Below are 12,882 nucleotides of genomic sequence, written 5' to 3'. Positions count from 1 at the left end.
TATCTTTGCACTGAAGTAGCAGGAAAAACAATATTCATTCTTAATAGTTGAAACGATGAAAAAGATTCTTGTCACCCTGGGAGCGGTGGTATTGCTGGTGGGTATTACCACGCAGCAGGCTTCATCCCAGAACCTTATGGAAAAAATGAAGAAAAAAGCGGAGGAAACGATCCTTAAAAAAGCTCCGGGAGGGGATCAGCCAAACGAATCCGAAACGGTCACGGAAAAGAATTCGGCAGGCTCCGGCGGTCCTTCCAATACAAAGGGAGGCGGACTGAGCAGCAAACCGATCGATGTGAAACAGAACATAACCGATGCCCAGACCGCATTTGCATCTCAAAAATATACCGACGCCAAGTATTCGATCCGTCAGGCCATCCTCGGGATTGAACTGGAAATCGGTAAAAACATCCTGAAGGGGCTTCCCGAGAAGATCGCCAGTCTGTCAATCGCACCGGAAGAAGATAATGTCACCAGCTCAGGCATTGGCTTTGTCGGACTGGTCATAAACCGGGTTTACCGCGATGGAGATCAGCAGTTCTCCGTAACGATTGGCAATGATGCTGCCATGCTGTCGGCAGTGAACATGTACCTGGCATCGGGAGCCTATGCGTCAAGTGCCCAGCAGGAAAACATCCAGCAAACGAAATTTAAGGAATACAGAGCGATCATTGAGTATGATGCATCCTCCGGATACAAATTAAGCGTCCCATTCGGGCAATCCTCCATACTGGTTACGGAGGGAGTCAATTTCAGCTCGGAGGATGAATTCATGAACGCTTCATTGACCATTGATATTGAGAACATTAAAAAGCAACTGGGGGAACAATGAGAACAGTACTATTTTCTTTTTTGATGATCCTGTCGTTGCTTGCCATTCAGGCAGGCGCACAGGATGTAAACGGACAATTGAACACCGCCACAGCATCCTATGCTTCCGGTGATCTGGAGAATGCCCGCTTCATGCTTCAGGAGTCACTCAACGGCGTCAACCAGGCCCTGGGCAAGGAAATACTTGAACTGCTGCCTGCCACCCTCGGGGGAATGAATGCTTTGACAGATGCAGATGATGTGGCGGGTGACAACATGGGTTTTGCCGGATTGTATGTGAGCCGTGACTATCAAAATGAGTCGCGCGATGCCTCTTTGGAGATCATCAGCGATTCTCCCCTACTGGCATCCGTGAATTCCATTTTAACCATGTCCACCATGTTTTCGTCCGATCCGAATCAGAAACGGATCAAAGTCGGCAGCTATAAGGCTTTGCTGACAAAAAGCGAAAGCACTGATCTTATTTCCTACGACATTCAGATGCCTTTCGGAAGTTCTTTGCTGACATTCAAAACAACGGGAATACCTGATGAGGCTGAGGTTACGGGACTGGTCAACGCACTGCCCATTGCCGATATCGTCAGGCTTGCCCAGTGACATTTTACAAATCGGGGGGCCTTTCCCTTCGTAGAGAAAAAAGCCGGGTGGCGGCAGGAAACGCCACCCGGGGGAGATATATAGACTACCTGGCTTCCGCCAGTTCGGGGTTTTGATCCCGAACGACGACGACCAGGTATTTGGTCTTTCCCAAAAACCTCTCCGGGTCGGTGATCCTGATCGACCCTACCCTTCCCTGGCTTTCTTCAAGCCGGTAGGACGAAGGATCCTGATCCGTAATGATCTCGCAATGCCTGGCATCCACAGGGATCTCCGTGACCACCCGGGTATCGATCCTGTGGAACTGCCCGGATACGAATTCATTGCTGAGCATCTTGACTTGGTTCATACCAAGGAATCCCCCTTCTTTCTCCACGATCTTTTTATTATCCTGAGATTCCATTCCGATCTGTTTAGGTATTAAAAACTAATACGGCGGAATGGCTAATCCTGTGCCATTTTTATAAATTAATCATAATATTCTGATGATCAATTAGTTACGAAAATTTAAAATTATGGGGGTAATCAAAATCGAAAAGAAAGTATCAAAATGATAATCTGCGGGTGGGAATTACATTTCCTTGAGCATGCGGTAAACGGTGGCCTGGCCTATCCCAAGTTTTTTTGCGACGAGTTTGATATTGTCAGAATATTTACTCAGATAGAATTTCAATATGGTCTTTTCGTATTCTTTAAGTGTCATTTCATCCGACAGGATATCCGCCATCAGATCCGAGTGGCTGAGCATGATGTCCGAAGCAGTCAATGTATCGCCTGAGCTCATGACGATGGCCAGCTCGATCACCGATTTCAGTTCCCTTACGTTACCCGGCCAGGGGTAGCTCAAAATCCGGTTTTTCGCCTCCTCCGACAGGAGTTTACCCGAAAGGTGGTTCTCCTGGCAATATGCATCCATAAAATGACGGGCCAGGATCAGCACATCGTTCTGCCTTTCGCGCAGGGGAGGCAGGTCGATTTGTAATCCAAACAACCGGTAATAGAGATCCCGCCGCAATGTTCCGTTTTTGACCTCGTTCTGGAGATTGCGGTTGCTGGCAACAATGATGCGACAATCGAATTTGATGATCTCATTGCTTCCGATCCTGCTGATCTCTCGTTCCTGCAGAGCCCTGAGAAGCTTGGGCTGGAAATTGATATCGGTGTCGGCAATTTCATCCAGGAATAAGGTACCGCCGTGTGCCTCTTCCAGTTTACCGATGCGGCGAACTGTAGCACCGGTGAACGATCCTTTTTCGAATCCAAAGAATTCACTCTCAAATAGTTCTGAAGGTACGGCACTCATATTGACCGCAACAAATGGTTTGTCCCTTCGTGGTGAATGAAAATGGATGGCCTTGGCAATCACTTCTTTTCCGGTTCCGGTTTCTCCGGTAACGGTAACGGTAATGTTGTTTGCCACTGCTTTTCCCATCAGCTGTAACACCTTCTTCATGGCAGGACTGTTCCCCACAACCACCTTCTCAAAATCATATTTGGTGATCACTTCCTGCTCCAGCACGCTGATCCGCTTCTTTAATCGGGCACTTTTTTCAATCTTATGGATGGCATTGTGCAACCGCTGCCTAATCTCTTCGTTTTTCACCAGATAATCAAACGCTCCCTCGTGAAGCAGATCAACGGCAGTTTGGACATCTTCCTGTTCAGAAACAATGATCACTTCGATCCCGTCATCAAACTCCCTGATTTGTCTCAACAGGTCAGACCCTTTTGTGTCAGGTAACCGGTAATCCAGCGTGATGATATCGGGCCGTTCGTGCAAATGGGCGAGCAACTCCTTGCCATTGAGAAAACTTTTAACCACATACCCGGGATCGATGTCCAGATGGTGAACCAGTAACCGGTTATACCATTCGTTATCTTCAACGACAAAGATTGTAACCTGTTCGTCCTGCATGGTCTTTTCGTTACTCATTTTAATTCATCCGGTGCGCCAAGGTCAGCCCTGATCAGTTCAAACTCCTCAACAGCCTGAAGGATCACTTCAGCCGACATCCAGTACTTATCCGGCTCATTCAGGAGCGCTTCCGCCTCTTTTAACAAACGGTATAGGTTTTCCGCTTTGAGATGGCGGCAGGGAGCACTGATCTTATGTATAATTTCGGCAGCTTGTGTCCACTCCTGCCGTGCCAGGCAATCCGTGATCTCTTCCAGACCCCGGTCCGTATCCGAAATGAAAAGCTGCACCATCTCCCTGAAGAAAACCTGGTCTCCCGCACTTGTCTCCCGTAAGGAGGCAAGGTCATAAACCGGCTGCCCATCTTTGGTAAGGCCACGAACCGGTAGCTCCTCCTTCACGATGTCTTGAGCCGGTCGTTCCTTATGGACAGGTGCATCCTGCAGGACTTGCATTATTTCGGGAGCAGCTTCCGTGATCTTCGGTTTCGGATGGCGCGAGATGGCCTTTTGAATGGACCGGATCAGCTGATCCTCCTCGAAGGGTTTGGGAATGCAGTCCTCAATCCCCATCTGCCTATATGCATCCCTGCTGTCGGAAGTGACTGCTGCGCTTATAAGGATGATGGGGATGGCGGTACCCTTCTTTGCTGTCAGGCTATGGATCTCAAGGGCTGTTTTGTCACCGCTCATCCCGGGGAGGTGCAGATCCATCAAAATGAGGTCAACAGCCTGCTGTTCAACCCGCTGCAGTGCATCCTCGCCGCTCCTGGCTTCCATCGTTTTGCATCCATACCGCTCCAGGATGACCTTCAGCAACTTTAAATTGTATTCTTCATCGTCCACCACCAGGACCTTGAGATCGTTAAGGTGCTCTCTGCCCTCAGTATCCACTGTTTCCTTGTTAATCACCTCTCCTTTTGCTTTCCTGTAAGGAATGCTGGCGCTGAAGCTGGATCCTGTCCCGGGCTCACTTTCGACTTTCAGGCTGCCCCCGTGTAACTCGATCAGTTTCCGTGTGATCGCCAGCCCCAGACCGGTCCCTCCCGAATTCTGCCTTTTTTGCCCACTCCCCTGCTCAAACTCATCAAAAATCTTTTTGATATCCCCGGGATTGATGCCAATGCCTGTATCGTTCACTTCAAAAACGACAAGCACTTTATCATCGGTGATCTCCCTTGGAAAGGCTTTAATGGAAACCTCGCCTTTTTCAGTGAACTTGAATGCATTTCCGGTCAGGTTGAACAGGATCTGCCGCAGCCGAACCGGATCACCGGTCACCAGCTGAGGAACGCCAGGCCCGACCCAGGCATTCAGCTGTATGTTTTTTTCAATGGCAACCGGCTCAAACCACCGTTTCATGTCATCAATGACCTCGCGGATGCTGAAGGGTTCCTGCACCAGCCCAAGCTTACCTGCCTGAAGCTTCGACAGGTCAAGCAGATCGTTCAGGACGCCCAGCAGATGGTCGGATGACTTTTTCACCATCACAAGCTGCTCGTGCTGATCCTTTTCCAGCCTGCTTTTCAGGAGCTGACCAACAAAACCTGAAATAATGTTCATGGGCGTCCGGATCTCGTGGCTCATATTGGCATAAAATCGTTCCTTTGTCCGCGACAAATCTTCTGCTTCATCCCTGGCCCTTTGGAGTGCCTTCTGGTACAGGTTGTTCTTCCTGACATAGCGAAAGATCACCAGGCCTGCCATCAGAAGCAACAAGGAAGCCGAAATCCCGAAAGCAAAAATGATCTGCTTGACCTCACCGGCCTTTTTTTCGGTATCCGCAGTCCGTTCCGCCAGTCTGTCCTTTTCAGCGGTTTCCATTTGTGCAAGGACCTGACGGATCCGGTCCATGACATCCCTGTCCTGTTGCATAAGGTTCCACTCCTCCTGCCGGAGCTTTTTTTCCCTGACCAGAGCCTCCTGCCGGACAACCTTCACCTGCTCACTGATCTCTTCAAAGGAAACTTCAGGGGGTTGGGTCGTCGTGATGAGGACCGTATCCGGCTGGATCTGATCCTTCAACTGTTTTCGCCGAAAGATACGCGAGAAAAAACTGCCCTTTTTCGTGGTATCACTCACCACGACCGTATCCGAAACGGGAGGGAGTTCCGGCATCTTTTCTTTTTGGATCCGGTCCATCACTTGGTTCATGGCCTGCTGAACCCTGAATTCATCCTGGATGGCAAGCAACCGGTCAAGAACCATGAATTTTTCTTCCACCAGACTGTCCAGGGTGATGACCAGAGAAGACGAGGGATCGTCACGGCCACACATCTGCTTGAGCTCATCAAAACGTTCTCCGGTAGTATTCACGAGGTTATAAAACCGGTCCAATTCTTCTTTATTCCGTGTGAGGGAATACGATTTAACGCTGTTTTCTGCTTCAGACAGGTCGTTGTAAATCTCCTTGACCAGGATCAGCTGCTGGTCGGGTCTGATGGCGGAATTCACGGTTTGGATGATCTGGTCAAGTCGGATGTACGAAAGCACCCCGGTGGCAATAACCAGAAGAAAAACCAAAAACAATGCGATCGTAACCAGGATCTCGAGGGCATTCTGTTTTTTGGGTTCTTTGCCTGATTTGATCGCTTGATTGTACTCCACGGCGTCGTAAGATTCAAACAAACTAAATTACAAAAATAAATGTAACTTTACCGTGTAAGAGAAAAAGTTCAGTTGGGTCATCAAGTCAACTCCCCGGTAAAACCTTAATCCTATCTTTTGAAACATGACAACAACTATTTATCAGATTCAGATTGCCTTAAGGGGCTCCAAGCCAAAGGTCTGGAGGCGGTTGTGGGTGAAATGAAATGTCCTCCGGAAGACTGCGGAGGCGTATGGGGTTATGCAGAAATGCTGGAGATTCTTAAACAGCCTGATCATGAGGAATATGAAAGCAATCTCGAGTGGCTGGGGGATGAGTTCGATCCGGAATATTTCAATAAAGATGAAGTGAATAAGTGGTTATGAAATAAAAAATTCATGAAAAACCTCATTCAACTGTTATCATTGGTTTTCCTCCTATTGGTAATGGTTTCCTGTAATCAAAAGACTGAAATGAATTCCACCGGAAATTACAAGGAAGAGATTCGCCAAACCGAACATCAATTTTATGACCATCCAGTTTACCGGCAGGCAATCGTTGACTGGGAGCCCGACTTCATTGAGGTATCGGCAACTGGGGATCTGGGATACAGCTACGGAAAATACCTCTGGCAGATAAAGGATTCGACAGGAAGAATCAGTGAATATAAAGGGGTATATATGACGATCTGATAACGGCAATACGACGGAACGTGGAAGTACGTATGGGACTGAAATGAAAACACTGGGACTTGATATTGGAAGTTCGTTCATCAAGGCAGCCATTTACGATGTTGAATCGGGTGTGTGCCTTGCCAGGTCACAGACACCTGATCAGGAGATGCCGATCATTGCTCCACAGAAAGGGTGGGCAGAACAATCCCCTGAATCCTGGTTGGAGCATGCCAAAGCAGCCATCCGTCACGTCATTCTGCAGGCAGGGAACGAAGCCAAAGGGATCAGAGCCATCGGCATCACCTATCAGATGCACGGGCTTGTTTGTCTGGACGAAGCAGGCGCACCGCTGAGACCTTCCATCATCTGGTGCGACAGCCGGGCGGTGGATACCGGCAACCGGATCGCTGAACAGCTTGGAAATGAGTATTGCAGAATGCATCTTCTCAATTCACCTGGAAATTTCACGGCTTCGAAGCTCCTTTGGGTGATGGTGAATGAACCTGACCTTTTCCGCAGAATTCACCGCATCATGTTGCCGGGCGATTACCTTGCCTTTAAGCTGACCGGCCTGATGAATACGACCGTCCCAGGATTGTCAGAAGGAATCTTCTGGGATTTTAAAAAGGAAAGCATCTCTGACGAGCTTCTCAAAAAAACGGGAATTCAAAGGGAACTGCTCCCCTCCGTCGCACCCACCTTTGGCCAGCAGGGTAACCTGCTGCCTGTCCTTGCCCGGAACCTTGGTCTGAAGCCCGGCATTCCGGTGACCTACCGTGCCGGTGACCAGCCGAACAATGCCTTTTCGCTGAATGTCCTCCAACCGGGTGAAGTCGCTGCAACGGCTGGCACATCCGGGGTTGTGTACGCTGTGACCGACCGGCTGATCTCCGATCCGCTTTCACGGATCAACACATTCGCCCACGTCAACCACCGGCCAGATAGGCCAAGACTGGGCGTCCTGCTGTGCATCAACGGAACCGGGATACTCAATTCGTGGATCAAAAAAAACATCGCATCCGGATTGGACTATGAGGCCATGAACGCCCGGGCTGCGCTGATCCCTGAAGGTTCCGACGGCTTGCTGGTCTTTCCCTTTGGGAATGGAGCCGAACGGGTACTTCAAAACCACGATATCGGTTGCAGTATCCACGGGATCAACTTCAACCTTCATACGCCCGCACATCTTTTCAGGGCGTCACAGGAAGGGATTGCATTCGCCCTGAACTATGGCCTGGAGGTCATGGGAGAATTGGGGCTACGACCATCCGCGATCAGGGCAGGATTTGCCAATATGTTTCTGAGTAGCGTTTTCAGGCAGGCACTTGCTGATGTTTCGGGCATCCCGGTCCATCTTTTCGACACCGACGGGGCATTGGGTGCTGCCATGGGAGCCGCGGTCGGAGCAGGATTTGTTGAAAATACAGAGGTTGTTTTCAGAAAAATGAACAGGTTGTTCCAAATCACTCCATCCAGAAAGAAAGATACCCTTGAACAGGCCTACAATAACTGGAAAAATCATTTACCTCCTGATCTGATCACGGTATAATACATAAAATTAATATATATAGATCAAATAATTATGAATATAATGACTGGGCACAAAGAATATTTTCCCGGAATTAAAAAGATCATTTTCGAGGGAGTTGCATCAAAAAATCCCATGGCATTCCACTGGTACGACGAAAATCAGGCAGTGGCCGGTAAAACCCTGAAGGAGCATCTTCGTTTTTCAATGGCGTACTGGCATACCCTATGCAACACCGGCAACGATCCATTCGGTCAGGGCACGAAAGTATTTCCCTGGGAGGCTGCTCCTTCCCTGATGCAGCGCAACCGCGACCGGATGGATGCCGCTTTTGAGTTCATGACCAAAGCAGGGATCCCGTTCTGGTGCTTTCATGATACGGACCTTACAGGAGATGGGACCGTGGCTGAGAATGAAGAACGGCTGGGACAAATGGTGGAATATGCACGGGAAAAGCAGCGCGTTTCGGGTGTCAGGCTGCTGTGGGGAACGGCAAACGTTTTCGGGAATCCGCGCTACATGAACGGTGCAGCAACCAATCCCGACTTTTTGGCCGTCGCCCACGCAGGCTCCCAGGTTAAGAATGCGCTGGATGCCACCATCGCCCTTGGAGGGGAAAATTACGTATTCTGGGGAGGACGCGAAGGATATCTATCCCTGCTCAACACGAACACAAAACGGGAAAAAGAGCACCTCGCCCGTTTCCTCACCATGGCACGGGACTATGCCCGCAGCAAAGGATTCAAAGGTACCTTCCTAATCGAGCCCAAACCGATGGAACCCACCAAGCACCAGTATGATTTTGATGCGGAAACGGTTATCGGCTTCCTGCGGCATCATGGTTTGGATAAGGACTTCAAGCTGAACATCGAGGTGAACCATGCCACCCTGGCTGGCCATACCTTTGAACACGAGTTGCAGATGGCAGCTGATGCAGGCCTTCTGGGCAGCATCGACGCCAACCGCGGCGACAACCAGAACGGGTGGGATACCGACCAGTTTACGGTAAATCTCTACGAAACCGTTGAAGCGATGCTGGTCATACTCCAGGCAGGTGGCCTTGCACCGGGGGGTATCAATTTCGACGCCAAGATGCGCCGCAACTCCACCGACCTGGAAGATATCTTCGTTGCCCATATCACGGCCATGGATACCTTTGCCAGAGCGCTCATCCTTGCCGACAGGATCCTGAAAGAATCGGATTATTTGAAACTCCGGCAGGAGCGGTATGCTTCCTTTGATTCGGGCAAAGGGAAAGAGTTTGAAGACGGACGCCTCACACTGGAGGATTTGCGGGAAATAGCACGCAGCCAGGGAGAACCCCGCCAGATCAGTGGCAAGCAGGAACTGTTCGAACGGATGATCAACCTCTATTGTTGACTTTAGAGGTATGAACGAATGATAATCATTAAAATTCCAAACTCATTGTTTCCCTTTAAGGAGTAAACCGGATCGTGCTTGTAAAAATAATTTCATATCTTCGTTCAATCGTTTACAGTCATTTAAAACCTACTACTATGAAAAAAAACATGGGATGGGCCGACAGGATCATCAGAATCGTGATCGCGGCCATTTTCGCAATTCTTTTCTTCACCAAAGTGATCACGGGAGGATGGGGGATCGTCTTCCTGATCATTGCCATCATCTTCTTCGTGACAGGTATCATTGGTCATTGCCCCCTCTACACGGTTTTCAAGTGCAATACGTTCTGTGCAAAGAAAAAATAATGTTCATACGCGGAAAAAGGCAGAAAATTGATTGAAAAGTCAGTCCTCAATGAAAACATTGATCGAGTTCATCAACGAAAAGCAGGAGTCTTTTCCCGGAGCGACAGGTGACCTATCGCGGTTGCTCAATGATATCGGGATCGCAGCGAAAATTGTCAACCGTGATATCAACCGTGCCGGGCTTGCCAATATACTTGGACTGGAGGGCAGTACCAATGTGCAGGGGGAAGAGCAGAAGAAGCTGGATGTATTTGCCAATAAGCATTTCACGAGGGCGCTGCGCAGCGGGGGACAGTGCTGTGCTATTGTATCCGAGGAAAATGAAGAGCTGATCACCTTCGACACCGAGCTTTCCCGGAAAGGAAAGTATGTGGTGGCCATGGATCCCCTGGATGGTTCCTCCAATATCGATGTAAATGTTTCCATTGGCACCATCTTTTCCATTTGGCGCCGGATTTCACCCGCTGGAAATCCAGGTACGACAGAAGATTTTCTACAACCCGGCACTGACCTGATTGCCGCTGGGTATGTTATTTATGGTTCATCAACGATGCTGGTATACTCCACCGGCATTGGGGTTCACGCATTCACCTATGATCCCACGGTTGGATTGTTCATCCTTTCAGAGGAAACCATGCGCATCCCTGAAGGGGGAAATATTTATTCCATCAATGAGGCGAATTATATCTATTTCCCGGAAGGAGTCAAAGAGTACCTCCGCTATTGCCAGGAAGACCATCCTGAATCGAACAGACCTTACACTACACGGTACATAGGCTCCCTGGTCGCCGACTTCCACCGCAACCTGATTCGCGGAGGGATCTATCTATACCCCGGAACCAAGAAAAACCGACAGGGAAAACTTCGCCTGTTATATGAATGCATTCCCATCGCCTTCCTGGCCGAGCAGGCAGGCGGAAAAGCGTCCGACGGATTCCGGCGAATCCTGGATATCAAGCCTGAAAAAATCCACGAGCGAAGCCCACTGTTCGTCGGTTCGGCTCATATGGTGGAAAAAGCAGAATATTTTATGAATTACTACTCGAAGGACTTTGCTGCGCAGAGAATGTGATTGCTCTGTCATAAGCCGGTAAAGAAAATCCCGGACAATTAAACTTGAATTTCTTTGTGTACATTTGTAATTAATAGGGCATGGCCGTTCAAAATCACTAGAGAGGTCGGGACTGGTGTTCCAGTTGGTCTTCAAAACCAATGACAGGCGGATAAAACCGGCTGTGGCAGGTTCGATCCCTGCCCTCTCTGCAAAACGACCACCTGTGCCCGCAAAGAATGGTAACATGAACCCTGTGGAGGGATCATTCAGACAGCTTCCCGGCGTGGGCACCCTGCTCACTTCCGACGAAATAAAGAACCTGCTTCAGATCCATTCAAGGGAAATGGTCCTGTATGCCATTCACGCTACCCTGGATCATTTCAGGGATCAGATCAGGAATGGTTCGCCTGCTCCATCCCAGGAGGAAATTCATAAAATGATTATTAAGTCCCTGGATGAGGTCAGTCAGCACAGTCTTCGCCGGGTGATCAATGCCACCGGGGTGATCATTCACACCAACATCGGGCGGGCGCCTGTCGGTGAACAGATCCTGGATGAGGTAAGAGATGTCCTGACCGGTTATTGCAATCTCGAATTCGACCTGGCTGAAGCGAAGCGGGGCTCCAGGTATGTCCACGTGACAGGAATTTTACGATATCTGACCGGTGCTGAGGATATTCTGGTGGTCAACAATAATGCTGCGGCAGTGTTACTGATCCTGCGCACCCTGGCCCGGAAAAAAGAAGTCATCGTCTCCCGGGGTGAGCTGATCGAGATCGGTGGGTCGTTCCGGTTGCCGGATATCATGAAAACATCGGATTGCCGCCTGATCGAAGTGGGGACCACGAACAAGACCCGGCTGGAAGATTATGAGCAGGCGATCACACCCAGAACTGCTTTGCTGATGAAGGCACACCGATCCAACTATGTGATCAGGGGATTCACCGACCAGCCATCGTTGAGAGAACTGGTTGAACTGGGGAAGAAATATTCCGTAACGGTGGTTTACGATATGGGTTCAGGGTTGCTGCGCAAGACCGGCGTTCAACTTTTAAAAGATGAGCCCGATGTACGGCAGACCCTTGCAGAAGGAGCCGATCTGGTCAGTTTCAGCTGTGATAAGTTACTTGGAGGTCCGCAGGCAGGGATCATTGCCGGCAAGAAAGAGCTCATTGCCCGGCTGAAAAAGGATCCGCTGACCAGGGCTTTGCGGGTGGGGAAAACCACACTTGCCTTCCTTGAAGCGACCTGCCTGCACTATCCCGATGAAGACCAACTGATGATGACGAATCCTGTTTTCCGGATGTTGCGGGAAACACCCGAACAGCTCCGCGACAAAGCCATTTCACTGCAGAAAGCTCTTCTTGAATTTAGCATCGAATCCAGTGTCATGCCCGATATGGCCTCGACAGGAGGAGGATCGCTCCCGGATGCTGAAATTCCCGGTTATGCCGTTCGGATCACGGGTCCATACAAAACAAACAGGGAACGAACCCAGTTTGCTGAACAATTTTACCGCCGGCTTTTGCTTCAGGACCTGCCCATTCTGGCCATCCTTCGTCAGGGGCGCGTCTTTTTCAACGTACTGACCATCCCTGACCACGAAATCGCCCTGGTTGCAAAAATCATCAATCCGGTCTATCATTCCCTCTATCCATGAGCCGTCACCTGATCCTGGGGACAGCCGGCCACGCGGACAGGGCAGCGCTGATACAGATTCATCTTGACAGACCAGCCATTCTGATGAACCAGGATCACTACATCATCCGTAATTCATCCATCGACACTACGATTGGGGGGAGGTATCGTGTTGAATATAAACTCTTTGCATCATAAGAAGCGGACAACAAAGCTGGCAGGTTATCATAAGGATCTCAGGGAGGCAGAAAAATTAGCGTGGCTGAAAGTTGAAATGATGAAGGAGTCAGGGCCTGTTCTTCTTGAAATCCTGGCAGCAAAACTCAATGCAT

13 protein-coding genes and 1 tRNA gene are annotated in these 12,882 nt (G+C 49.6%); 11 read left to right on the top strand and 3 right to left on the bottom strand.

Annotation, left to right across the window (positions count from 1 at the left end):
- The first annotated feature begins 55 nt into the window (after positions 1-55).
- Together PKI34_05770 and PKI34_05765 are read left to right on the top strand one after the other, a co-directional pair.
- Positions 56-832, top strand: coding sequence for a hypothetical protein (locus PKI34_05770; GenBank protein ID HNS17310.1), 777 nt, complete (start codon positions 56-58; stop codon positions 830-832).
- On the top strand, positions 829-1,428 hold the full coding sequence (locus PKI34_05765; GenBank protein HNS17309.1) for a hypothetical protein: 600 nt from the start codon (positions 829-831) through the stop codon (positions 1,426-1,428). Before PKI34_05770 ends, PKI34_05765 begins: the two co-directional genes overlap by 4 nt.
- Before the next feature lie 85 nt (positions 1,429-1,513).
- Here PKI34_05765 and PKI34_05760 read toward each other — a convergent pair whose 3' ends face one another.
- The 3 genes from PKI34_05760 to PKI34_05750 all read right to left on the bottom strand — a co-directional run bounded on the left by PKI34_05760 (position 1,514) and on the right by PKI34_05750 (position 5,949).
- A complete protein-coding gene (locus tag PKI34_05760; protein HNS17308.1) occupies positions 1,514-1,831 on the bottom strand; it encodes a hypothetical protein in 318 nt (105 codons plus the stop codon).
- Between the two features lie 168 nt (positions 1,832-1,999).
- Entirely contained in the window at positions 2,000-3,361 is a 1,362-nt protein-coding gene (locus PKI34_05755) for a sigma-54 dependent transcriptional regulator (protein HNS17307.1), read from the bottom strand.
- The gene (locus PKI34_05750) at positions 3,358-5,949 is read right to left on the bottom strand and encodes an ATP-binding protein (GenBank protein HNS17306.1); all 2,592 of its coding nucleotides are present in this window, start codon (positions 5,947-5,949) and stop codon (positions 3,358-3,360) included. Before PKI34_05750 ends, PKI34_05755 begins: the two co-directional genes overlap by 4 nt.
- 117 nt (positions 5,950-6,066) lie before the next feature.
- Between PKI34_05750 and PKI34_05745 the strand changes: the two genes are divergently transcribed.
- From PKI34_05745 to PKI34_05705, 9 genes are all read left to right on the top strand, one after another.
- On the top strand, positions 6,067-6,315 hold the full coding sequence (locus PKI34_05745) for a hypothetical protein (GenBank protein ID HNS17305.1): 249 nt from the start codon (positions 6,067-6,069) through the stop codon (positions 6,313-6,315).
- A gap of 87 nt (positions 6,316-6,402) precedes the next feature.
- Positions 6,403-6,621 (top strand): hypothetical protein, encoded by a 219-nt coding sequence (locus PKI34_05740; GenBank protein HNS17304.1) that lies wholly within the window; start codon positions 6,403-6,405, stop codon positions 6,619-6,621.
- Between the two features lie 43 nt (positions 6,622-6,664).
- Positions 6,665-8,152, top strand: a complete 1,488-nt coding sequence (locus tag PKI34_05735) for an FGGY family carbohydrate kinase (GenBank protein HNS17303.1) — start codon at positions 6,665-6,667, stop codon at positions 8,150-8,152.
- A gap of 33 nt (positions 8,153-8,185) precedes the next feature.
- The gene (gene xylA, locus PKI34_05730) at positions 8,186-9,511 is read left to right on the top strand and encodes a xylose isomerase (protein HNS17302.1); all 1,326 of its coding nucleotides are present in this window, start codon (positions 8,186-8,188) and stop codon (positions 9,509-9,511) included.
- Between the two features lie 137 nt (positions 9,512-9,648).
- Entirely contained in the window at positions 9,649-9,858 is a 210-nt protein-coding gene (locus PKI34_05725) for a DUF2892 domain-containing protein (GenBank protein ID HNS17301.1), read from the top strand.
- Between the two features lie 49 nt (positions 9,859-9,907).
- Positions 9,908-10,930 carry a class 1 fructose-bisphosphatase gene (fbp, locus tag PKI34_05720; protein ID HNS17300.1) on the top strand — a complete coding sequence of 341 codons (1,023 nt, stop codon included), beginning with the start codon at positions 9,908-9,910 and terminating at the stop codon, positions 10,928-10,930.
- Positions 10,931-11,029: 99 nt separating this feature from the next.
- A tRNA-Sec gene (locus tag PKI34_05715) sits at positions 11,030-11,121 on the top strand.
- A 14-nt stretch (positions 11,122-11,135) separates the two neighbouring features.
- On the top strand, positions 11,136-12,572 hold the full coding sequence (gene selA / locus PKI34_05710; GenBank protein HNS17299.1) for an L-seryl-tRNA(Sec) selenium transferase: 1,437 nt from the start codon (positions 11,136-11,138) through the stop codon (positions 12,570-12,572).
- Entirely contained in the window at positions 12,569-12,748 is a 180-nt protein-coding gene (locus tag PKI34_05705) for a hypothetical protein (GenBank protein HNS17298.1), read from the top strand. Before selA ends, PKI34_05705 begins: the two co-directional genes overlap by 4 nt.
- Positions 12,749-12,882 lie beyond the last annotated feature (134 nt).

The organism is Bacteroidales bacterium (assembly GCA_035342335.1).
In the GTDB taxonomy this organism is placed as follows: Bacteria; Bacteroidota; Bacteroidia; order Bacteroidales; family JAGONC01; genus JAGONC01.
The sequence above is the reverse complement of the archived record's forward strand: the minus strand, read 5'-3'. Positions and strand labels throughout refer to the sequence as shown.

Bases quoted from the DNA above. Each gene is read 5' to 3' on its own strand.
- PKI34_05765 (HNS17309.1), top strand. From the start codon at position 829: ATGAGAACAGTACTATTTTCTTTTTTGATGATCCTGTCGTTGCTTGCC.
- PKI34_05725 (HNS17301.1), top strand. From the start codon at position 9,649: ATGAAAAAAAACATGGGATGGGCCGACAGGATCATCAGAATCGTGATC.
- PKI34_05755 (HNS17307.1), bottom strand. From the start codon at position 3,361: ATGAGTAACGAAAAGACCATGCAGGACGAACAGGTTACAATCTTTGTC.
- fbp (HNS17300.1), top strand. From the start codon at position 9,908: ATGAAAACATTGATCGAGTTCATCAACGAAAAGCAGGAGTCTTTTCCC.
- PKI34_05770 (HNS17310.1), top strand. From the start codon at position 56: ATGAAAAAGATTCTTGTCACCCTGGGAGCGGTGGTATTGCTGGTGGGT.
- PKI34_05740 (HNS17304.1), top strand. From the start codon at position 6,403: ATGAATTCCACCGGAAATTACAAGGAAGAGATTCGCCAAACCGAACAT.
- PKI34_05735 (HNS17303.1), top strand. From the start codon at position 6,665: ATGAAAACACTGGGACTTGATATTGGAAGTTCGTTCATCAAGGCAGCC.
- PKI34_05705 (HNS17298.1), top strand. From the start codon at position 12,569: ATGAGCCGTCACCTGATCCTGGGGACAGCCGGCCACGCGGACAGGGCA.
- PKI34_05760 (HNS17308.1), bottom strand. From the start codon at position 1,831: ATGGAATCTCAGGATAATAAAAAGATCGTGGAGAAAGAAGGGGGATTC.
- xylA (HNS17302.1), top strand. From the start codon at position 8,186: ATGAATATAATGACTGGGCACAAAGAATATTTTCCCGGAATTAAAAAG.